We start from the raw sequence: 22,180 nt of genomic DNA, 5'->3' as shown, positions 1-22,180 counted from the left end.
CTTCTCAAGGAGGGCTCCTGCCATGACCAAACGCATCCTGATCCTGTTCCTGACGCTCTTCGTCGCCTTCGGAACGTTGTCCTGTTCCGAAGCAGTCACCTATGATTACTCTTCCGAAAGCGGAAACGACCTCAACCCGCTCGCCGACGAGACCACGCCCGAACGCAAGATCGTCTACGAGGTCGACGCCAGATACGACGTCGGCGACCTCGAGGAGGCGGACGCGTTCGTCCGCTCGCAGATGGCCGCCGACGAATGGTTCGACCGCGAGGTCGTGACCGCGACCCAGCGGACCTACGTCGCGCGCATCAAGACGGAACGCCTCGACGCCTTCGTCGCGGCGCTCCGCGGGGAATTCACGGTCCGTTCGTACTCCAAGGTCGGCACCGACATCTCGCTCGACTACGACGACGCCGCGAACCGCGTCCTCGCCCTCGAGGCCCAGCTCGCGCGCCTGCTCGAACTCTACGATGCGGCGTCGATCGAGGAGATGATCGCGATCAACGCGCAGATCGCCGACATCGAAGTCGAACTGCAGGACCTGAACGGCGAACTGAACCGGTTCGACAGCCTCGTCGAGTACAGCGAAGTGACGATCGTCCTCTACGGCAGCTCCGTCACAACCTCATCTCCCTTCGTGAATCGCTTTCTGAACGCCTTCGTCGACGGCTTCGAGGCGCTCGTCGGCTTTCTCGACGGACTGCTCATCGTGATCGCCATCGTCGCGCCGTTCCTGATTTCCGCGGGCATCGTCGTGGTTGTCGTCTGGCTGATCGCGCGTCGCCGCAAGACCAAGGGTCGCGCCGCCAGGAAGTGATCCATCCCATATCCCAGGAAGCACTCCCGCGCGGAGTGCTTCCTGCGTTTTGCGAACGACCGTTCCCGTGATATAATGAAACCATCCATTCCCGGAAGGTGAAGCCATGAAACGACCCGAAGTCTTCATCGTCGGCGCCGGCGCGAGCGGACTCTTCGCCGCGCTCTCCGCGAGCGAGGCCGGCGCCGCGGTGACGATCCTCGAAAAGAATCCGCGCATCGGCAAGAAGCTGCTCGCGACCGGCAACGGCCGCTGCAACTACACGAACGTGCAGGCGACACCCGCCGACTACAATCATCCCGACTTCGTCGCCCCGGCGCTCGCGGCCTTTCCGCCCGACGCCGTCCTCTCCCGCTTCGCCGCCCTCGGCATCTTCCCGAAGGTCGAGGAGGAGGGCAAGGCCTACCCGATGTCGGGACAGGCGTCGAGTTTCCTCGACGTCTTCCTCTACGAACTCGCGCGCGCCGGCGTCAACGTCGTCTGCGACGCCGAGGTCGTGCGCCTCGACCGCATTGGCCGCGGCTACCGGATCACGTGCGCCGACGGGACGCGCTACGACGCCGACCGGGTCGTTCTCGCCGCCGGCGGGAAGGCGATGCCAAGCAGCGGCAGCGACGGCTCCGGCTACGCCCTCGCCGAACGCTTCGGCCACAAGCTCACGCCGGTGTTCCCGGCGCTCGCGAAACTGACCCTCGACAGCCCTTACCTGAAGCAGCTCGACGGCGTCAAGATCCCCGGTCGCGCGGAGTTGATCCATCGCGGCGAAGTGCTTCAGTCGGAACAGGACGACATCCTCTTCACCAAGTTCGGGATCTCCGGTCCGACGATCCTGCGCCTCTCCCGGAAAGCGAACGAACTCACCCTGCGCGGCGAGGCCGTCCAGGTCCGCGTCGTGCTCCTCGACGGCGTCGACAGGGACGCCGTGCGCCGCCGTCTCGAGAGCGCCGGCGACAAGCCCGTCGACCACGCGCTCGTCGGTCTGGTCCACAAGAAGCTGATCCCCGCGCTCCTTCGCGAGGCGGGAATCGCGAAACACGACGTGTGCGTCGCGACGCTTCCGGCGCGCGAACGCGAACGGCTCCTCACCCTGCTTTTCGACTGGCGCTTCGCCGTCACCGGTAACCGCGGCTTCGACGACGCCCAGGCGACCGCCGGTGGAATCGACGTCGGTGCGATCGATCCGGCGACGATGGCGTCCCGGCTCTCGGACGGTCTCTATTTCTGCGGCGAGATCGTCGACGTCGACGGTCCCTGCGGCGGCTTCAACCTGCAGTGGGCGTGGGCGAGCGGACGGTTGGCCGGAACAAGTGCGGCACGGGCGAAGAACGACTGAATAAAAACAAAGGCATTTCCGACGGACGGAAATGCCTTTGTTTTATTCCGTTGGGGCCGCCGGCGGATCGGCGGCGACGAGTTTCTCCCGCGTCAGGTCCATCAGAAACGCCCCGAGCGGCGCGGTGACGAGGATCGCGAGCACCGCGATCGTGAGCATCACGTCGCCGTTCGCGATCCCGAGTCCGAGCGGGATCGAGCCGATCGAGGCCTGCACCGTCGCCTTCGGGAGATAGCTGAAGACGACGTAGAGCCGTTCCTTCGGGGAGAGTTTCCTTCCGGCGGTCGCGACCAGGACGCCGATGGAACGGAAGCAGAGCGCGCCGAGGATCGCCGCGACCGCGGCGAACCCGATCGCGGGGACCATGCGGATGTCGACGGCGACGCCGACGAGCACGAACAAAAGCGTCTCCGCGAACACCCAGATCTTCTCGTATTTGCGGACGAGCCGTTCGGACAGGACCGGATACTTCATGAGGAGCGCGATCCCCATCGCGAGCACCGCGAGGAAGCCGGAGAAGGGCACGATCCCCGCAAGCAGGCTTTCGGCGGCGACGAAGAGGAGCGAGGCTGCGAGCAGGACCAGCACCTTCGTCGTGTCGCGCATGTGGAAACGGCGGAAGAAGCGGACGGCGAGGATGCCCGCGAGCGCGCCGGCGACGATCCCGAGGACGATCGCGAGCGGCAGGGAGAGCAGTCCGAGGAAGGACGTCTCGCCGGTCTGGGCCATGCGCACGAAGGCGGTGAAGAGGACGATGACGTAGACGTCGTCGACGGACGCGCCGGCCATGATCATCTGCGGGATCCCCCGGTTCGTACCGCGGCCCTCCGCCATCATCCGGAGCATGCGCGGGACGACGACGGCGGGGGAGACCGCCGCCAGGATCGCGCCCAGGACCGCCGACTCGACGAGGGTCAGGCCGAGGAGCGTCGGCCCGAGGATCAGGATGCCGACGAGTTCGAAGGTCGCCGGCACGAAGGAAAGCAGAAGCGCCGGACGTCCGACCTTGCGGAGGTCGCCGAGGTCGAGCGCGAGGCCGGCGCGCAGGAGGATGATCACGAGCGCGATCTGACGGAGGTCGATCGAGATCGCGAGCACCTCGGGTGCGATCAGGTCGAGGACGTACGGACCGAGCAGGATGCCGGCGAGGATCATCCCGACGATACGGGGAAGCCGGAGGCGGAATGCCACTTCGGAGAGCGCGAGGCCGGCGAAGAGGATGAGCGAGAGCGATAGGATCATGGGTCTTTTCCCTTTCCAAAGAAAAATGACTTCCAAACGCGGAAACGCGTAGAAGTCATCAGCCGCAGGGGCGGTTCTCGACGAATCGAAGGGAGCACTTCATTCCCTGCCAAGATTATACGTGCGCCCGCGGCGTTTGTCAACCGCGAGGAGTTCCCGTCGACGAAAAAAGCGCAACGGCGGTCAAGACTCCGTGGTATCATGGGAGTATACTGGTTGCGAGAGGGGGAGGACGATGGACGAACGCGAACAGATCGAGGCCGTCGCCCGCATGCAGACATACATCGAAGACCATCTCGACGAACCGATCGCGCTTTGCGACCTCGCGCGGGCGGCGGCGTATTCGCCGTGGCACGCCGCGCGCATGTTCCGGGAGTATACCGGCAGGGCGCCCTTCGACTACATCCGGAGCTATCGCCTGTCGAAGGCGGCGGTGGCGCTCCGCGACGGTGAACGAAGGGTCGTCGACGTGGCGTTCGACTTCATGTTCGGTTCGCACGAGGGCTTCACGAAGGCGTTCTCGCGCCAGTTCGGAATCGCGCCGAAACGCTACGCGGAAACGACCCCGGCGATCCGGCTCTTTCTGCCCTGGGACGTCCGTCCCTACCACCTCGAAATCAAGAACGGAGGTACCAAGATGAAGAAGAAACAGAAACACTCGATCCTCTTCGTGCAGGTCGTCGAGCGACCGAAGCGGAAGGTGTTGGTCCGCCGCGGCGTCGCGGCGTCCGGCTACTTCGAGTACTGCGAGGAGGTCGGCTGTGACGTCTGGGGCGTGCTCTCTAGCGTCAAGGAGGCGCTCTACGAACCGATCGGGATGTGGCTTCCCGACAAACTGATCCGACCCGGGACGTCGAAGTACGTCCAGGGCGTCGAACTTCCGCTCGAATACGACAAGCCGATTCCCGAAGGGTACGAGATCATCACCCTCGAACCGTGCCGGATGATGGTCTTCCAGGGTGAACCGTACGACGACGCCGACTTCGGGGAGGAGATCGGCAAGGTGATGGAGGCGATGGAAGGCTACGACCCGGCGCCGTACGGCTACGCCTGGGCGGACGACGAGGCGCCGCGGTTCCAGCTCGAACCGCAGGGACACCGCGGATACATCGAGGCAAGGCCCGTGAAGCCGCTGCGGCGAGAGTAGACACTCCCGCTTTTCGTGTTCAAACCCCGCCGTGTCGATTGAAACGCGGCGGGGTTTGTGATATAATCATCGATAATGCCGGACGCTTGGATCCGGTGGAAACGAGGATATCCCATGGAAAAAATCATGTTCAGGGATCTGGCCGCCCATTTCGGCGAGACGATCGAGATCGCGGGGTTCGTCGACAAGGTCCGCGACCTGCAGTACGTGCAGTTCGTCGTCGTCCGCGACTCCTCCGGCAAAGTCCAGATCACGATCGAGAAGAACGACGCCAACAAGGCGATGAACGAGACCGCATCGAAGCTGACGAAGGAAAGCACGGTCCGCGCCGTCGGCGTCCTTTACGACCGCCCGAACGTCAAGCTCCGCGGCATGGAGTTCATTCCGGCGGAATTCGAGGTCACCAGCCTGTCCGCCGAGGAACTGCCGATCGACATCCTCGACTACACCAACGCGACCAACAAGGAGCTCCGTCTCGACTACCGCTTCCTCGACCTCCGCACCGAGCGCAACTACCTCATCTTCAAGGCGCAGACGATCGCCGAGATGGGCATGCGCGAATGGTGGGTCGCCCACAACTTCATCGAGATCCACTCGCCCAAGATCCTCGGAACCGCCTCCGAATCCGGCGCCGAAGTCTTCAAGATGGACTATTTCGGACGGACCGTGTACCTCGCCCAGTCGCCCCAGTTCTACAAGCAGATGGCGATGGCCTCGGGCTTCAACGGCGTCTTCGAGATCGCGCCCGCGTTCCGTGCCGAGAATTCCCACACCGCCTTCCACGCCACCGAGTTCACCTCGGTCGACGCCGAACTCAGCTGGATCAAGTCCCACCACGACGTGATGGACATGGAGGAGGAGGTCGTCAAGGCCGCCCTCCGCAAGGTCAAGGACGTGCTCGGGAAGGAATACCTCGACCTGATGAAGAAAGAGGTCGAGCTGAACGAAATGAAGTGGCCGCGGATTCCCTTCGCCGAGGTCAAGCGGATCATTCAGGAAAACTACAAGTACGTCGGCGAGAAGCCGACCGACATCGACCGCCGCGAAGAGGAACTGATCGGCATGTACGTGAAGAAGAACTTCGGCTGCGACTTCGTCTTCGTGACGGAATATCCGTTCGCCGCCCGTCCCTTCTACCACATGCTCGACGAGAACGGCCTCACGAAGAGCTTCGACCTCCTCTACAAGGGCGTCGAGATCACCACCGGCGCGCAGCGCGAGCATCGCATCGAGGTCCTGAAGCAGCAGGCCACGATGAAGGGCCTCGGCCACGAGGCGCTCGAGTTCTACTTCAACTTCTTCAAGTACGGCGTGCCGCCGCACGGCGGCTTCGGCTTCGGCCTCACCCGCTTCCTGATGCGGCTCTTCGAGGCCGAGAGCATCCGCGACGTCACGCTCCTCTACCGCGGTCCGAACCGCGTCAATCCGTAATTCCCGACCGCGCCGCCCGGCGCGGTTTTTCTTTTCACCGCGCCGTTCGAAATGCGCTGCCATATGGTAGAATGATAGTGAAAAGGACGTGTTAACGATGATTACCGCCGTCATGATCGGCGCCGGCAACCGCGGCATCGGCGCCTACGGCTTCTACGCCGCCAGAAATCCCCAGGAAATCCGCTTCGTCGCCGTCGCCGATCCCGATCCGGTCCGCCGCGCCTATTTCGGGGACATGCATCGGATCGAACCCGACCTCCGCTATTCCGGCTACGCGGAACTGCTCGCCGAACCCCGTCTCGCCGACGCCTGTTTCGTCTGCACGCAGGACGCGATGCACGTCGAACCGGCCTCGACGGCGATGGCGAAGGGCTACGACGTCTTCCTCGAGAAGCCGATGGCCGTCGATCCCGCCGACTGCGTCCGCCTCGCCGACGCCGCGAAGACGCACGGCGTCGAACTGATGGTCGGCCACGTCCTCCGCTACACGCCCTTCTTCGCGACGATCAAGCGTCTCCTCGACTCCGGACGGATCGGCCGGCTGGTCACGATCCAGCACAACGAGAACGTCTCCTACTGGCATCAGGCGCACAGCTACGTCCGCGGCAACTGGGCGAATTCCAAGCGTTCGAGTCCGATGATCCTGGCGAAGTCGTGCCACGACCTCGACCTGATTTCATGGTTCGCCGGAACGACTCCGACGAAGGTCTCCTCGTTCGGCGGCCTTCTCCATTTTCGTCCCGAGAACGCCCCGGCGGGCGCACCCGCACGCTGTCTCGACGGCTGTCCGGCGGAGGCGACCTGCCCCTACCACGCGAAGAAGGTCTATCTCTCCGCCCCCGACTGGATGAAGCTTCCCGTCTCGAACGACATGTCCGACGCCGGTCTCCTCAAGGCGCTCGCGACGGGTCCGTACGGCCGCTGCGTCTACCGTTGCGACAACGACGTCGTCGACCATCAGGTCACGATCGTCGAGTACGAGGGCGGCGTCACCGCCGCCTTCACGATGACCGCGTTCACCCACGAGAACACCCGCACGATCAAGCTCATGGGGACGAAGGGCGAGATCCGCGGCCACATGGACCAGAACCGGCTTGAAGTCTATGACTTCGGCGAACGCGGCGACGCCCCCGAGGTCATCGACACCGCCGTCCTCGATTCCGGCCACGGCGGCGGCGACGAGGGCATCATGAAGGCCTTCATCGGCCTCGTCGAAAAGGGCTATCACCGCGAGATCGCCGATCCCGCGCAGGCCGTCGTCGCGCATCTGCTCGCGTTCGCCGCGGAAACGTCGCGGACCAGCGGGAAGACCGTCGACTACGACGCGTACGTCCGTTCCCTGGAGGTCTGAGATGGAACTGCGCAGCTGCCGTCCGGAGGAGCGTCTCGACGCGATCCGGCTGTCCCGAAGCGTCTTCAAGGACAACATGGCCGAGCAATTCGCGACCCTGTTCGCCCCGGAAAACGTCGAACGCATGCTCGTCGCCGTCGACGGCGGCAAGGTCGTCTCGATGGTCAACTACTACCCCGGTCCGGTCCGCATCGGTCCGGCGACGATCCGGGTCGCCTCGATCGGTTCCGTCTGTACCGATCCGGCCTACCGCGGCCAGGGACTCGCCGCGAACCTCCTCAGGCTGGCCGAAGCGAAGATGCTTGCGGAAGGCATCCACGTCGTCGTCATCTCCGGCGGCGGCGGGATCTACTCCGCCTTCGGTTCCGAACAGGCCGGCGACATGCGGGAGGCGACGGTTCCGACGGCACACCTCGCGTCCGTTCCCGGCGTTTCGATCCGCCCGTACGCGCCTTCCGATTTCAATGCGCTTCGGCGCCTGCATGCGCAGGACCCCGTGCGTTTCGTCCGTCGGGCGCGCGAATTCCGCCAGCTGCTCGAGGGCCAGACCTATCCCGACACGTACGCCGACTATCCCGTCCGGTTGGTCGAACGGGACGGCGCGGCGGTCGCCTACGCGATCCTCGTCATCGACAAGGGAAACGACGAGGTCGGGATCAAGGAGATGGGCGGCGACCGCGCCGCGCTCGTCGCGGCGTTTCCGCTCTTCCTCGCGGAGTTCGAGAGGGTGCGGATTCATTTCGCGGCCGCGCCGGACGATCCCGTCCTCGGCGTCGCTGAAGAAAAGAAGCCGATCCATCAGTTCGCCAGTCTCAAGATCGTCGATTTTCCGGGATGCATGAAGGCGCTCCGCCCCTTCTTCCGATCCGTCCTCGGAAAGACGGCCGACGAACTTCGCTTCACCGCCCCGGAAGGCGTCGCGACGATCTTCGGAGGCGGCTCGTCCCTGCGCGTGACCGATCCGAAGGAACTTGCGAAGATCGTCTTCGGCTGTGCCGGGAGCTATCACTCGGGTGCGGACGGATGGCTCGGGGAGACGCTGTCGCGGATCTTCCCGGTCCCGTTCCCCTGGACCCATTCGATCAACTACCAATGACCACGAAAGGATGAAGACGATGTTCCTCATGACCGTATCCGACAACATGATGACGTTCCTTGGAGTGAGTTTCACCGCCGTGATGACGGCGGCCGGCGCGGCGATGGTGTTTCTTTTCCGAAACGCCCTCTCCGACGCCTTCAAGCGGATCTTCCTGGGTTTCGCCGCCGGCGTCATGATCGCCGCCTCGGTCTGGAGCCTTCTGATTCCGTCGATCGCCGAAGCCGAGAACATGGGGCTGGTCGGCTGGATTCCGGCCACGGTCGGATTCATGGCCGGCGGGCTGTTCCTGCTTCTGGTGGACAACCTCCTGCCGCATCTGCATATCGATTCCGACAAGCCCGAGGGCATCCATTCCTCGCTCAAGCGTACGACGATGCTCGTCTTCGCGGTCACCCTCCACAACATCCCCGAGGGGCTCGCGGTCGGACTCGCCTTCGGATTCGCCCTGAAGAGCGGCGAAGCCGCGATGATCGCCTCGGCGTTCGGGCTCGCCGTCGGCATCGGCCTGCAGAACTTCCCGGAGGGCGCGGCGATCTCGCTGCCGCTCAAGCAGGAGGGAATGAAGACCGGCAAGGCCTTCCTCTACGGAACCCTCTCGGGCGTCGTCGAGCCGATCTTCGCGGCGATCGGCATCGTCCTCGCGATGCAGCTTGCCGGCATCATGCCGTGGTTTTTGGCGTTCGCCGCCGGCGCGATGATCTACGTCGTCGTCGAGGAACTGATCCCCGAGGCCCAGCTCGGAGAGCATACCAACGTCGGCACGATCGCCGTGATGGTCGGTTTCGCGCTGATGATGATCCTCGACGTGGCGCTCGGATGAACGATTCCGGAAGAAGGGGATTCCGATGCCCGTGAAGATTCTCTATGAGGACAACCATCTGATCGTCGCCGTCAAGCCCGCCGGGGTGCTCTCGCAGGCCGACGGCGGACCGAAGGAGGACATGCTCTCGCTCCTCAAGGACGACGTGAAGGTCCGCTACGACAAACCCGGCGACGTCTATCTCGGTCTCGTCCACCGCCTCGACCAGAACGTCGGCGGCGTGATGGTGTTCGCACGTACCTCGAAGGCCGCGGCGCGACTGTCCGCGGCGATCCGCGACCACGCCTTCGAGAAGCGCTATCTCGCGCTCGTCGAAGGCGAGATTCCCGAAGGAACCCGCGGCCGGCTCGTCGATCGGCTTGCGAAGGACGAAGGGACCCGCAAGGCGGTCGTCGACGGGGCCGGGGGCCGCGAGGCCGTCCTCGAATACGAGTCGCTCGCCGTGGTCCGGCGGGAGGGACGCGTCCGCACGCTCGTCGACGTCCGGCTTGAAAGCGGCCGCTTCCATCAGATCCGCGCGCAGTTCGCCCACGCCGGACACCCCCTGGTCGGCGATACGAAATACGGCGGCACGCCCGCCGGTCGCGGCGTCCTCGGGCTGCACGCCTTCGAACTCGCCTTCGCCCATCCCGTGACGGGTGCGCCGATGGTCTTCCGGGACGTTCCGAAGCAGGTTCCGTTCGATCGTCTCGACATTCCCGTGAAATGAAAAAAACGCTGCCCGAGAGCAGCGTTTTGTATGTTCAGCGGTCGAAGACGAGCGTTCGGGACGGTCCGAACGGGCAGGCGCCGTCCTGAAACGCCATCGCGGCCAGTTCCTCGATCGAGAGCGTCTCCTCGGCGTCGTCGATCTCGCGGATGCGGACCGTACCGCCTTCGACGATCCATTCGAGCGAGCGGTTGTTCTGCGCGAACAGGTCGTCGACGATCCGGACGCGGCGGCGGCATTCCGCCTTCGGCGCATACGGATATTCCCGGAGGAAACGCATCGCGTCGACGATCCGAAACATGACGCGGCCGCCGTCGCCTTCACCGCCTTCGATCGCGACCGTCAGGCCGTCGAGGGCGGACATTGTCGTCGGTGCGACGTCCGCCGGCAGGCAGAGTTCCTCCACGCGGTCGCCGAAGCGCGAGAAGTAGCCGATCGGTTCGTCGTTCTCGAGAATGAGGAAGATCGTTCCTCCGGCCGCGGCGACCTCGTCGTAGAAATCGTTCCAGGCGTCGAGCCGGCGCTCCACGAAGACGTCATAGGTTTCCATCCGGCGGCGGTAGAGGGCGTCAAGTGCGGGCAGGTCGTCGCGGGTCGCGACGCGGAGGACGCGTCCGTCGGAGGCCGGGGAGACGATGCGGACGTCCTGCGAGCGGCAGACCGTGACGAAGCCGAAGGGACGGTAGTATTCGTCGGAGGCCGACGAGATGGCGGCGAGTGCCGTCTTGCGGTTGTAGAGCTCGGCCAGAGTCTGCCGGAGAAGGGTGGACATGAGTCCCTTCCCGCGTTCCGTCCGGAGCGTGGCGGCGGCGGCGACGAACGGCACCGCGAACTCCCGGTGGCGGATCGCGACGGTTCTGCGGACGAGATGGAGCGCCGACACGATGCGGCCGTCGATCCGATGGAAGACGACGTTGTCGGAGCGATAGCGGTTATGGAAGAAGTAGTCGGTGAAGTTCTGCGAGGCGGGGAACGCCTCGCCGTATAAGGACTTCAGTTCCTCGATTTCGGCCTGCGAGAGGTGGTCGCGCATGAGCGAGTACTTCTCGACGAACCCGATCGGGTGGTAGGACAACTTCGATTTCCGCAGTTCGGCGATCCCGAGGTCTTCCTGGCGGTTGACGACCGGGACGCCTTCGTAATGGGCGTTCGCGAACATCTGGTTGATCGCCGCGTAGACGCCGGGGACGCCCGTGTCCGCCTTTTCGAAAAGGGTGATCCCGACGTTTCCCTGGAGTGTGCCGATCGCGAACGCGGCGAGGCGTTCGCCGACGAACAGGAGGTCGGCGAAGCAGGACAGTTCGGCGCGGAAGTCGAGGAGTTCAAGGATCGCCTGAATCTCGTATGCCTGCAGTTTCCGGGCTTCCCAGTGATGGAGCATCGTCTCGACGAGACCGCGGTCGGCGTCCCTATAGGGACGGAACGAATGGTCGCCGTTCTTCATGAAACGGTTGACGAAGTTGCGCTTGGCGTGATAGCGGGTTCCCGACAGGGTCCTCAGCGACGCGGCGTCGTAGAGGTATTCGAACAGGTTCCGTTCGCTGTCGATGCGGTCGTGGCGGTCGCTCCGGCCGACGATGGCGACGAGCGACGCGGTCATTCCGCGGACGAGGAAGGGGATGTTGTTCTCGAGCGCTTCGCCTTCGAGGAGCGAAAGCGCCGCGATGAACGCCGGTTCGGTCGCCGCGATCGGCGGGAAGTAGAAGCCGACCCCGTTCCGTTCGCCGCGGGTCACGATCGTGCCGTCAGGGAGTGCGCCGCATTCGAGCCGGTCGTGGCGCCGCCAGGCGAAGAGGCATGCGAAATTGAGATCGCTGCCCTGATAGTCGTGGAACAGGGGGCTTTGCGCCAGGGCGCGGTCGTATCGTTCTCTGTCATCGAGGGTTATGAGATGGAATTCCATGGGATCACCGCCCTCTATTCTATCGCATCGGCGTCGAAAAGGGAATCGAATCGACCGAAACCGGCTTCGGTCCCATCCGCCGCGCACGAAGAAATGCGATAGTCGATCGATCCGCATCCGTTTTCGACAAGTGTTCTTGTCAATCGCGCGCGTTTACGGTATACTGATAGAAACATCAATGGGACATGGGCCGAACGATCCGACCCCGTCGGAGATTCTGCCGGCCATGTCGAAGGAAGGATAACATACGATGAGAAAAGCCATCATCCTGATCACGCTTCTGTCGTTCTTCACCCTGGTCGCGTGCGATCAGCTCACCACGACGACGCCGCTGACGACGACTACGGCGACGGCCACGACCGCTTCGACCTCCCAGACGACGTCGCAGACCACCACGACCCTCACGACGACGACGGAAGCCACGACCACCACCGCGGCGACGACGACCCAGACCACCACCACGATCCCGACCACGACGCCGACCACGACGACGGTCTATAACGCCGAACCGACCATCGTCGGCGTGAGCGACAAGACGGTGAACCGCACGGCCGCGTTCGATCCGCTGGCGGGAATCACCGCGTCCGACGCCGAGGACGGGGATCTGACCGCGATCATCGTCGTCGATTCGAACGTCGACGTCAGCGTCGACGGTTCGTATACCGTCACCCTCTCCGTGACCGATGCGGGCGGGAAGACCGCGACGGTCACCTATACCGTCGCCGTCGTCGTCTCGAGCAACGAGACGAAGGCGCTCGCCGACCTCGCCGCGATCAACTTCGCGCCGGACACGACGCTGCCGAACGGCGGCACCAACGGTTCGATCTACACGTGGACCTCGAGTCTGCCGGACGTCATGACGAACAAGGGCCTCACCATCCCGCTGCCGGTCGGATCGGATCCCGTCGACGTCACCATGACCCTCAAGATCGTGAACGGCTGGTTCACGATGTACCACGAGTTCACGACGACGGTCCAGCCGAGTCCCGAAGTCGCGGTGACCAGGAGCGTGATGCTTCCCTTCGACGGCACCAGCACGGAGTACGTGGTTCCCGACCAGGAGGCCATCCGCGTGTTCTACGTGAACAACGGCACCGTCCCCTACATCGACGTCGAGACGTTCGTGAACATGGTCGACGGCGCACTCGACGCCTCGATCATCGAATTCACCCCCGTAGACGACGACGTGCTCGTGATCTCCTACACCGTCGAATACGAGGATTTCGACGGGACGCTGGTCCAAGAAACCTACTCCGCGACCATCGATTTCACGGAAAACACGTTCACCGTCTCCAGCTTCGATTTCTTCGAAGGATATGTCGCCTCGACGGAATCCGACTACGGCGAAGGTCTGAACTACGTCGACGCCGATTACGGCGCCGGTGCCGAAGTCACGATCCCGCTCGGCTTTTACCGGTTCGACATCATCGTCTACCACGAAGGCGAGGAAACCTTCTACCTGATGCCGGTCGCCGTCACCGACCTGCTCCTCCTCGGCGGCGTCTACTACGACGTCTACTACAACGGCGACAAGCTCTGGGGCGTCGACACGTTCGGTCTGAGCGGCGGCACGGCCGAGGATCTCGCGATCCATGAGGCGATGCGCACCAGTTCGCTCGCTCCCCAGACGATGGCCACCGACATGAACTGGGCCACCTACAACTACCTCGCGCTCGCGATGGACTATTTCTACGGCCTCAAGGACGACCTCGGCTACGAGACGTTCTACGACGTCCTCCTCGAGCACGTCAGCACGATCATGACGAAGGGCGACACCACGGTCTACAAGAAGATCTTCGACATCGTGTACGATCTCGACGACCTGCATTCATGGCACGTGTATCCGGGCTACTACGTCGATCCCACCGGATACAGCATCGACGTCACGATCACCGACCTCGGCCCCGACAGCTATTCCTTCTACCGCGGTCTCTGGGCCGTCCAGGATCTGCTGGACGCCAAATACGGAAGCTACACCTCCATGCCCGCCATGGAACTGCTCGACGACGAGAAGATCGCGGTCATCCACCTGACCGGCTTCACGATCGACACCCCGGACGAATTCAAGCGCATCCTCGACCATCTGCCCGCCACCGTCACAAGCGTCGTCGTCGACCTCTCGTACAATACGGGCGGAAATCTCGGAGCGGTCCTGCGCATCTTCGGCTACATGACCGAAAACCAGATCATGTACCACTCCAAGAATCCCGCCGACGGCGCCACGGTCACCTACTACATCGAGAGCGACTATGTCGCCTTCGACTACGACTGGTACATCCTCTGTTCGAGCGTCACGTTCAGCGCCGCCAACCTGATGACCTCGATCGCGAAGGAACAGGGCATCGCGACCGTCATCGGCCAGCCGTCGAGCGGGGGCGCGTCCTCGATCGGCGTCATCATCACCCCCGACGGGTCGGTCCTCTTCATCTCGACGAACAACGTGCTGTGCACGCGCATCGGCAACGAGATCGACGGCTACGTCTACCAGAGCATCGAAGACGGCATCACGCCCGATTACCTGATGGACGACGTCACCAGCAATTCCGAACTGATCGCGCTGATCCATTCGCTCCAACCCGCGAACTGATCCCGACCCGCTCGATCGTCACCGGACACCGAATGACATCGGCGTCCGGTTTTCGTTTTCTGAAAATAAAAAAAGGTCTCGCGTAAAAACGTGCGCGAGGCCTTGAAGGGCGATGCGGGTCAGAACTTGTAGACGGCGTAGAGGATCAGGCTGACTGCGAGGATCACGAGCGAAGCGTACCAGAACGCGTGGTACATGAACGGTTCGACCGTCTTCTTCGTTTCCAGATACTCGATGTACGTCGTCTTCTCGCGTTTACCGATGACGCCCTTGAAAAAGGACTTCACGCCATAGGTGATGATGTCGAACACGTGGTTGTTGGCGACGAAGAAGAACCAACCGACGGCGAACAGCAGCACCGCCGCCACCATCGTCGCGTCGATGAAGCCGATCAGGGTGAAATCCTGCGAGAACAGGAGCATCAGGCCGACGAAGACCACGCCGATCGCCATGTCGATCGCGGTGACGACGAGAACCCGTCGCCGTGAGAGTTTGTTCATGTACCGTTTGCCTCCTGTCGCACCGCTCGCGGGACGGCGGGCGGCGATCATCTTCATCATTATATATAATATATCACATTCGCGTGAAAGAGAAGGCGGAAATCGCGGCGACGCACGGGGAATTTCGTTTTCATCCTCCATCATCGATTATATTGTCGACTCGTGTTGACAACCATAGGCAAATGTAGTAAAATCACGGTAATCCACACAACAATAGAAAAGGAGAGTAGCAAAGATGAAAAAAGCATTGCTATCCATGCTTGCGGTTCTCGTGTTGTTCACCACTCTTGCTTGTACAGAGACAACGACACTGGACACCGTGGCCCCGGTGCTGAGCGGCGTCGCTGACATCACGTATGTCATCGGCGAAAGTTCCGCGCCGACGTATGCTGGCGTCACGGCTTATGACAATCTGGAAGGGAACATCACGTCCAAGATCGTCAGAAACTCGACCGCCGTCAACCTCACCGTTCCCGGCAACTACACCGTCACCTTCACCGTCGAGGACCTCTTCGGCAACGAGGCGACCGCTTCGCTTGTCGTCCACGTCGTTGACAACGACGCCCCGGTCATCACCGGCATCCACGGACTCGAGTTCGTGTTCGGCGACGATGCGCCCGACTATCTCGACGGCGTGACCGCCACCGACAACGTCGACGGCGACCTCACCGACGAAATCGTCGTCGACTCCTCCGCCGTCGATCTCGAAACCGTCGGCGTCTACACGGTCACCTACACCGTCGAAGACGCGTCCGGCAACCAGTCGGCCGTCTACTCGACCTTCATCCAGGTGAAGGAGTTCGCCGATGACGCGGACCTCGTTCCGCCGGTCTTCAACGGCCAGTCGAACAAGACCTACACGATTGGCGTCAGCGCCGCTCCGAACTACCTGACCGGCGTCACCGCGACGGACAACGTCGACGGTGCCGTGACCGCGGACATCGTGGTCAACTCGGCCGCCGTCAACCTCGCCGTCCCCGGCGTCTACACGGTCACCTACACCGTCGAAGACTCCTCGGGCAACGAGTCGCAGGTCTCGATCACCGTCACCGTCGTGAAGGAGACCGTCGCTCCGGTCATCTCCGGCATCCACAACATCGAGTACTACACCGGCAACGCCGTTCCGAACTACCTGACCGGCGTGACCGCGACCGACAACGTCGATGGCGACCTCTCCGCTGCGATCGTCGTGGACGATGACGCCGTCAACTACGGTGTCGCCGGCATCTACCAGGTGCTCTACACCGTCACCGACGCCGCCGGCAACGTCACCACCGCCCAGGCGACCATCGTCGTCTACATCAACCCGAGAAGCATCGCCGACCTGTCCGCGATCTATCACACCTATACTTCCGGGACCAACAACCTGAACCCGTATTCCGAAACGCTCGCGACCGCTTCCGAACTGTACGGCTATCTGACCGACAGCCTCTACACCGGCGACTACGACTGGGCCGCCGCCCAAGCGCAAGTGCTCGAAGAGGATCCCGCATTCGTCGTCGACGGCGACTTCGACTTCGAAGACTGGTATCGCGCCGGCCATACCGCTGGCGAGCTGCCCTACAACCGCTTCCCGGCCATGGCCGCTTCCGTGCCGCAGCCGATGGATGAGGAAGGGCTCGTCTGGAGAATCGCTCTCCGTCAGGACCTGCAGTTCCAGGATGGCACCCCGATCGACGCCTACACGTTCGACTACTCCTGGAGAATGCTCCTCGACCCGCTCCTTCTGAACGACCGTGCCTCCAACCTCTATGACAACGCGTACCTGCCGCTCGTCGGCGCCGAAGGATATGCGAAGCAGAACAGCCCGCAGACCGACGTTTGGGGTTACAACCTCTACAAGGTCGGCGAAATCGTCTACTCGCGTGAGAACTCCTATTACGGAACCGTCATCGGTCAGCCCACTTGGCCGCTCTACTACATCGAGACCGGACGTTACGACGGACTCGTCGGACCCGGCGGCGCCCTCGCCTACCTCGAAGACTGGGGCAGAAGCGCTAGCGCCTACGGCGTGAACGGATTCGTCATCGAAAACGAATACGGCGATGCCTTCCTCTGGGATGCCAGCGGAAACCTGATCGCCCCCGAAGCGGGCTGGACCCTCGACGGCGTCCCGGTCCCGACCACCGGAACCCCCGATACCACCAAGGGCAAAGGCTATGCCGGCGCCCGTCCCGCCTACATGGATGAGGCTCAGAACAGAGCCGCCGTCGATGAAAGCGGCATTCCGGTCGGCGGAGCCACCCTTCCGCAGGCTGCCGTTCTGTGGAGCGAAGTCGGCTTCAAGGTCATCGACCAGTACACCATCGAACTGACCCTGACCGCCGGCAAGACCGCCTGGGACGTCATGGGCAACCTGACCTCCGGCATCGTCGGCGTCGTCCATCCCGCCAAGTTCGAAGCGGGCATGAACGAAGCGAGAACGCAAACCACCTACGGCACGATCGAGAACCCGCTGTCCTCCTACGGACCGTACGTCCTCGCCGTTTGGGAAACCGACGTCCTCTACTACTACACGCTCAACCCGTCGTATTACGCCAAGGATGATTATCGCATCACGACCGTCCGTTACGACGTCATCGCCGACCAGAGCATCGCGATTGAAGAATTCAGAGCCGGACGTCTTGACATCGTCGGCGCCGGCGGACAGTACTACAACGAGTTCAAGTACAACCTGAACATGAAGCTCTCGCCTCTGACCACGTTCTTCCGCTTCGCCTTCAACATCCAGGGCAGCGCGCAGTACGAACTCAATCCGATTCTGGTCTATCCGGAATTCAGAGAAGCCTTCTACTTCGCGATCGACCGCGAGACCTTCTCGCTGGAAGTCAGAGCGCCTTCGCTTCCGACGCACGGCTTCCTCGGCCCGGTCTACCTCTCCACCGAATACAACTTCGTCTCCTACCGCGGATCGCAGGCAGGCCAGAGCGTTCTCGAAGACTACGCTCCCGACACCGCCGGCTACAACCCGGTCTTGGCGAAATCGCTGTTCGATCAGGCCTACGCCGCAGCCATCGCTGCGGGTGACATCACCGATGGCGAGATGGTCAGCGTCGAGTACAAGTTCTACGACGTTGAGACCAACTGGCAGGTTGCCAACTGGGTCAAGTCGACCGTCGAAGCGATCTTCAACCAGGGCGAATCCACGCCGATCTTCGAGCTCACGCTGGCTGCCGTCAGCAGCAGCGCGCTCGACCAGGCTTGGGACAACGGCGACTTCGAGATGACGTTCGGCGGTTGGCAGGGCCTCAACTTCGACGCTCCGTCGATGCTCGGCCAGGTCTACAACAGCCTCAACGTCTCCCTGATGCTCGAAAAGGGCTTCAACACCGCCGGCGCCGAAGTGACCGTCAGCCTGCCGAACTCCAAGGCCGCCTTGGAGCAGTGGATCGCTGACTACGAAGCTCTCGAAACCCCGACGGAAACCCAGACCGCTCAGTACGACTCCTGGGTCGACCTCCTCGCCCTGTTCGTCGGCGACACGCTGACCTGCACCTTCAACGAACTGTACGTCTACGCCTATGGCGAACTGTACAACGTCAAGGATGTCAACTATGCGGGCAAGACCGACGACTTCGACAACATCACCGCCGCGTTGGAAACCGTGCTCCTCGATCAGATGATCGCGATCCCGCTCTTCACGAGCGTCGGCGCGACCGTCTACAGCGACAGAATGGTCTTTGAAGCCAACGAGTACCATGCTTGGATGGGTTGGGGCGGACTCAAGTACATGTACATCGCCACCGAAGCCGAATAAAAAGCATCCGCATCACACAATTACTTAGTTCGACTAACAACCCTAATGGCCTCAAACCATTAGGGTTGTTAATGTCGATAGAATGGAGCACTCCGTGCGAAACTACATCCTGAAGCGTATCATTCTGATTTTCATCACGGCGGCGATCATCATCTTCCTTGAATTCGTCTTCATGAAGATGCTTCCGCAGTATCATCGAGCGGTTCTCGGCGTCGACCCTGAAACACGCCTTCTCCTCGAGCTCCGCGAAGGTTACGGCAAGCCGATCATCGAGCAGTTTTTCATGTGGGTCCGCAACATCATCCAGTCTGGTTCCCTCGGGCGTTCGCTCAAGGAGAAACGCGATATCGTCGCGATCATGGCCGAGCGAATCCCGGTATCGATGCGGCTCAACATCGTTCCGTATCTCCTCGCCCTGCCGATCGGAATCCTGCTGGGCATCTGGGCCGCGCTCAAGAAGAACAAGTTGACCGACCATCTGATCTCGACGCTCGTCATCTTCTTCATCTCCGTTCCGCGGTTCGTCACCGGCACGCTGCTGCAGTACTATGCCGTGTACAAATGGAATTGGTTCACCAACCCCTATGTCTTTTCCGAAATGGACTTCGCCGCCGATCCGATCAATGGCATGCTGTCGTATTTCATGCCGATGTTCGTCATTCTCCTCGGTGAAGTCGCGGGGTTGACCCGCGTCACGCGCGCCGAACTGACGGAAGTTCTGACTTCCGACTTCATGCTGCTGTGCCGGACCAAGGGCTTGACGAAACGCCAGGCGACCTTGCGTCATGCGCTCCGCAACGCGATGGTTCCGATCGCGCCGTCGATCATCGGCGGATTCATCGGCATCCTCAGCGGATCGCTGATCATCGAACAGATCTTCCGCGTCGCCGGCATCGGCGGCGTCTATCTCCAGGCTTTCCAGAACTTCGACTATCCGCTCGTCATGGGACTGTTGATGTTCTACACCGTCATCGGTCTGGCGGCAACGCTCATCATCGACCTTTCGTACGGTTTGATCGATCCGCGAATCCGAATGGGGGCAGGAAAACGATGATGGACAATCTGCAGAAGGAAAAATTCGTCCTCGTTCAGAAAGACGAGATCCTGTACGACGAGAGCATCAAGACGAAATCGATCGGCTACTACAAGGATGCATGGCTGCGCTTCAAGCGCAACAAGGCTTCCGTCGCCGCTTTCGTGATCCTCGTCATTCTCCTCATCATGGCGATCATCGGTCCCTGGCTCAATACGGGATACACGCTGGATCAGGACAACGCCAAGTGGGCATACCGCCTCAAGGACATGCCGCCGAAAGTCGAAGGGCTCGATTGGATGCCTCTCTTCTCGGGCACGAAGGAACTGACCGGGTATCCGCAGAACTTCTCGAACATTCCGCGTGAAATCATTTTGGAAATCAAGAGCATGAACGATGTCGGTCAGATCACCATCGTGGTCGATTACTATGCGTACATCAACTACAAGTACAGCCGCGAGATCGACACTGATACCCAGACCTACACCTCGTTCGCTTATACCAATATGCTGGAGTCCGAATACAACGCCTGCCGTGCCGCCGAACTGGCGACCGGCGAAACGATCATCCTTGAAGACGCGCCGTTGGTGAACGGTTCCTACAAAGTCCGCGTCGACTTCTACAAGTTCCTCAAACATGTCTATGGCGTCGAAGACGTCCGTTTCTGGTTCGGTTCCGACCCGCAGGGCCGCGACCTGTTCACATTGCTCTGGGACGGCGCCAGACTGTCGCTTCTGATCGCCTTCAGCGTCTCCTTCATCAACATCATCATCGGCATCATCGTCGGCTCGATCTCCGGCTATTACGGCGGGCTTGTCGACATGATCATCGAACGCGTCAACGAGGTTCTGGCGGGGTTGCCGTTCCTGGCAATCCTCACGTTGCTCGTCCTCAGGTACGGCAACGAGCCGTGGATCATGGTGCTTGCATTCACGATGACGGGCTGGATCGGCATCGCGGGGCTCGCACGCTCGCAGTTCTATCGCTACAAGAACCGCGAGTACGTGCTTGCCGCGCGCACGCTCGGCGCCTCGGACTCGCGCATCATCATCCGTCACATCTTCCCGAACGCCGTCGGCACGATGATCACCAGCCTCGTGCTCTACATTCCGAGCGTCATCTTCTCGGAATCGACATTCTCGTTCCTCGGCATCATCAACTATCAGGACCAGATCAGCATCGGGCGTCTGCTTTCGACGGGACAGTCCGTGATGAAGGAAAGCTTCTACCAGGTCCTGTTCCCGGCGCTGTTCATTTCGCTGTTGATGCTGTCCTTCAACCTGTTCGGCAATGGTCTGCGCGACGCGTTCAACCCGTCGTTGAGAGGGGTGGAATAACATGTCGTCCGAAAGACCCGTCATCCTCGACGTCAAGGACCTGGCGATCTCATTCCGCACCCAGCAGGGCATCCTGCACGCAGTCAGAGGCATCAACTTCCAGTTATTCAAAGGCGAAACCCTCGCGATCGTCGGTGAGTCCGGCTCCGGAAAGAGCGTCACTTCGCGAGCGATCATCGGCATTTCCGCCGGCAACTCGATCCACGACGGCGGATCCATCTACTACCATAACAGTGGTCTGGGCAAGTTCGACCAGGTCACCGGCCAGGAGAATCCCGACAAGGAAGACATCATCGACCTGATGAAGATCGACGAGGAGCATTTCCATAAACTCCGCGGTTCGAAGATCTCGATGATCTTCCAGGATCCGATGTCCTCCCTGAACCCGATCATGAAGGTCGGCAAGCAGGTCTCCGAAGCGCTCTATCTCAAGATGGGCGTCTCGAAGGAGGAAGCCAAGAAGCGCGCGCTCGACCTGATGCGCGAGGTCGGCATCCCCGAACCCGAAAAACGTTTCTATCAGTTCCCCTTCCAGTATTCCGGAGGCATGATCCAGCGCATCGTGATCGCGATCGCGCTCGCGAACAACGCCGAGATCCTGATCTGCGACGAACCGACGACGGCTCTCGACGTGACGATCCAGGCGCAGATCCTCGAACTCATCAATCGCAAGAAGAAGGAAAGGAACCTGTCCGTCATCTTCATCACCCACGACCTCGGCGTCGTCGCCAACATGGCCGACCGCGTCGCCGTCATGTATGCGGGCAAGATCGTCGAGATCGGCACCGCCGACGAGATCTTCTACGACCCGAAGCACCCCTATACGTGGGCGCTTCTGTCGGCGATTCCCGACCTCGACTCGAAGGACACGCTCTTCGCCATTCCCGGAACGCCGCCGGATCTGCATTTTCCGCCGGTTGGCGACGCGTTCGCGCCGCGCAACCACTATGCCATGCAGATCGACTTCGAACAGCAGCCGCCGATGTTCCAGGTCACCGATACCCATTTTGCGGCCACATGGCTCCTCCATGAGAACGCCCCCAAGGTCGAGATGCCGGAAAGTCTTCGCCGACGGATCGCCCGCAATCGGGTTCCCGTGCGGAAGGGGGAGTGA

Annotated in this window: 16 protein-coding genes and 1 riboswitch; of the genes, 13 read left to right on the top strand and 3 right to left on the bottom strand. The window is 61.9% G+C overall.

Translation table 11 applies throughout. From position 1 onward, the window contains the following. The first annotated feature begins 22 nt into the window (after window positions 1-22). The gene (locus tag WC509_00985; GenBank protein MFA5006033.1) at window positions 23-817 is read left to right on the top strand and encodes a DUF4349 domain-containing protein; all 795 of its coding nucleotides are present in this window, start codon (window positions 23-25) and stop codon (window positions 815-817) included. Between the two features lie 106 nt (window positions 818-923). Beyond that, window positions 924-2,150 (top strand): NAD(P)/FAD-dependent oxidoreductase, encoded by a 1,227-nt coding sequence (locus WC509_00980; protein ID MFA5006032.1) that lies wholly within the window; start codon window positions 924-926, stop codon window positions 2,148-2,150. Window positions 2,151-2,192: 42 nt separating this feature from the next. Here the strand turns inward: WC509_00980 and WC509_00975 are convergent, their stop codons facing one another. Beyond that, complete coding sequence (locus tag WC509_00975) at window positions 2,193-3,392, bottom strand: cation:proton antiporter (protein ID MFA5006031.1); 1,200 nt, start codon at window positions 3,390-3,392, stop codon at window positions 2,193-2,195. A 42-nt stretch (window positions 3,393-3,434) separates the two neighbouring features. Further along, a riboswitch (Fluoride riboswitch) is annotated at window positions 3,435-3,508 on the bottom strand. A 119-nt stretch (window positions 3,509-3,627) separates the two neighbouring features. Here WC509_00975 and WC509_00970 point away from each other — a divergent pair. The 6 genes from WC509_00970 to WC509_00945 all read left to right on the top strand — a co-directional run bounded on the left by WC509_00970 (window position 3,628) and on the right by WC509_00945 (window position 9,949). Then, complete coding sequence (locus WC509_00970) at window positions 3,628-4,539, top strand: helix-turn-helix domain-containing protein (protein MFA5006030.1); 912 nt, start codon at window positions 3,628-3,630, stop codon at window positions 4,537-4,539. Between the two features lie 114 nt (window positions 4,540-4,653). After that, window positions 4,654-5,970: an aspartate--tRNA(Asn) ligase gene (gene aspS / locus WC509_00965; GenBank protein ID MFA5006029.1), complete on the top strand. Its 1,317-nt coding sequence runs from the start codon at window positions 4,654-4,656 to the stop codon at window positions 5,968-5,970. 97 nt (window positions 5,971-6,067) lie between these two features. After that, window positions 6,068-7,321 carry a Gfo/Idh/MocA family oxidoreductase gene (locus WC509_00960; protein ID MFA5006028.1) on the top strand — a complete coding sequence of 418 codons (1,254 nt, stop codon included), beginning with the start codon at window positions 6,068-6,070 and terminating at the stop codon, window positions 7,319-7,321. Between the two features lies 1 nt (window position 7,322). Then, a complete protein-coding gene (locus tag WC509_00955) occupies window positions 7,323-8,417 on the top strand; it encodes a GNAT family N-acetyltransferase (protein MFA5006027.1) in 1,095 nt (364 codons plus the stop codon). A 19-nt stretch (window positions 8,418-8,436) separates the two neighbouring features. Then, the gene (locus WC509_00950) at window positions 8,437-9,240 is read left to right on the top strand and encodes a ZIP family metal transporter (protein ID MFA5006026.1); all 804 of its coding nucleotides are present in this window, start codon (window positions 8,437-8,439) and stop codon (window positions 9,238-9,240) included. A 25-nt stretch (window positions 9,241-9,265) separates the two neighbouring features. Next, entirely contained in the window at window positions 9,266-9,949 is a 684-nt protein-coding gene (locus tag WC509_00945) for an RluA family pseudouridine synthase (GenBank protein ID MFA5006025.1), read from the top strand. A 34-nt stretch (window positions 9,950-9,983) separates the two neighbouring features. Here the strand turns inward: WC509_00945 and WC509_00940 are convergent, their stop codons facing one another. After that, on the bottom strand, window positions 9,984-11,852 hold the full coding sequence (locus WC509_00940; protein ID MFA5006024.1) for a GNAT family N-acetyltransferase: 1,869 nt from the start codon (window positions 11,850-11,852) through the stop codon (window positions 9,984-9,986). Between the two features lie 250 nt (window positions 11,853-12,102). On the opposite strand from WC509_00940, the gene WC509_00935 reads away from it, so the two are divergent. Then, window positions 12,103-14,439, top strand: coding sequence for a S41 family peptidase (locus tag WC509_00935; protein ID MFA5006023.1), 2,337 nt, complete (start codon window positions 12,103-12,105; stop codon window positions 14,437-14,439). A 119-nt stretch (window positions 14,440-14,558) separates the two neighbouring features. Here the strand turns inward: WC509_00935 and WC509_00930 are convergent, their stop codons facing one another. Beyond that, on the bottom strand, window positions 14,559-14,939 hold the full coding sequence (locus WC509_00930; protein ID MFA5006022.1) for a DUF3899 domain-containing protein: 381 nt from the start codon (window positions 14,937-14,939) through the stop codon (window positions 14,559-14,561). Window positions 14,940-15,174: 235 nt separating this feature from the next. Here WC509_00930 and WC509_00925 point away from each other — a divergent pair, with 235 nt between their 5' ends. The 4 genes from WC509_00925 to WC509_00910 all read left to right on the top strand — a co-directional run bounded on the left by WC509_00925 (window position 15,175) and on the right by WC509_00910 (window position 22,180). Beyond that, window positions 15,175-18,696 carry an immunoglobulin-like domain-containing protein gene (locus WC509_00925; protein ID MFA5006021.1) on the top strand — a complete coding sequence of 1,174 codons (3,522 nt, stop codon included), beginning with the start codon at window positions 15,175-15,177 and terminating at the stop codon, window positions 18,694-18,696. A gap of 94 nt (window positions 18,697-18,790) precedes the next feature. After that, window positions 18,791-19,750, top strand: coding sequence for an ABC transporter permease (locus WC509_00920; protein MFA5006020.1), 960 nt, complete (start codon window positions 18,791-18,793; stop codon window positions 19,748-19,750). After that, window positions 19,750-21,066 carry an ABC transporter permease gene (locus WC509_00915; GenBank protein ID MFA5006019.1) on the top strand — a complete coding sequence of 439 codons (1,317 nt, stop codon included), beginning with the start codon at window positions 19,750-19,752 and terminating at the stop codon, window positions 21,064-21,066. Before WC509_00920 ends, WC509_00915 begins: the two co-directional genes overlap by 1 nt. 1 nt (window position 21,067) lies before the next feature. Next, window positions 21,068-22,180 carry an ABC transporter ATP-binding protein gene (locus WC509_00910; protein MFA5006018.1) on the top strand — a complete coding sequence of 371 codons (1,113 nt, stop codon included), beginning with the start codon at window positions 21,068-21,070 and terminating at the stop codon, window positions 22,178-22,180.

This window comes from Candidatus Izemoplasmatales bacterium (assembly GCA_041649275.1).
In the GTDB taxonomy this organism is placed as follows: domain Bacteria; phylum Bacillota_I; class Bacilli_A; order Izemoplasmatales; family Hujiaoplasmataceae; genus UBA12489.
Note: the sequence above shows the minus strand (reverse complement) of the source record. Positions and strands in the feature narration are given on the sequence as shown.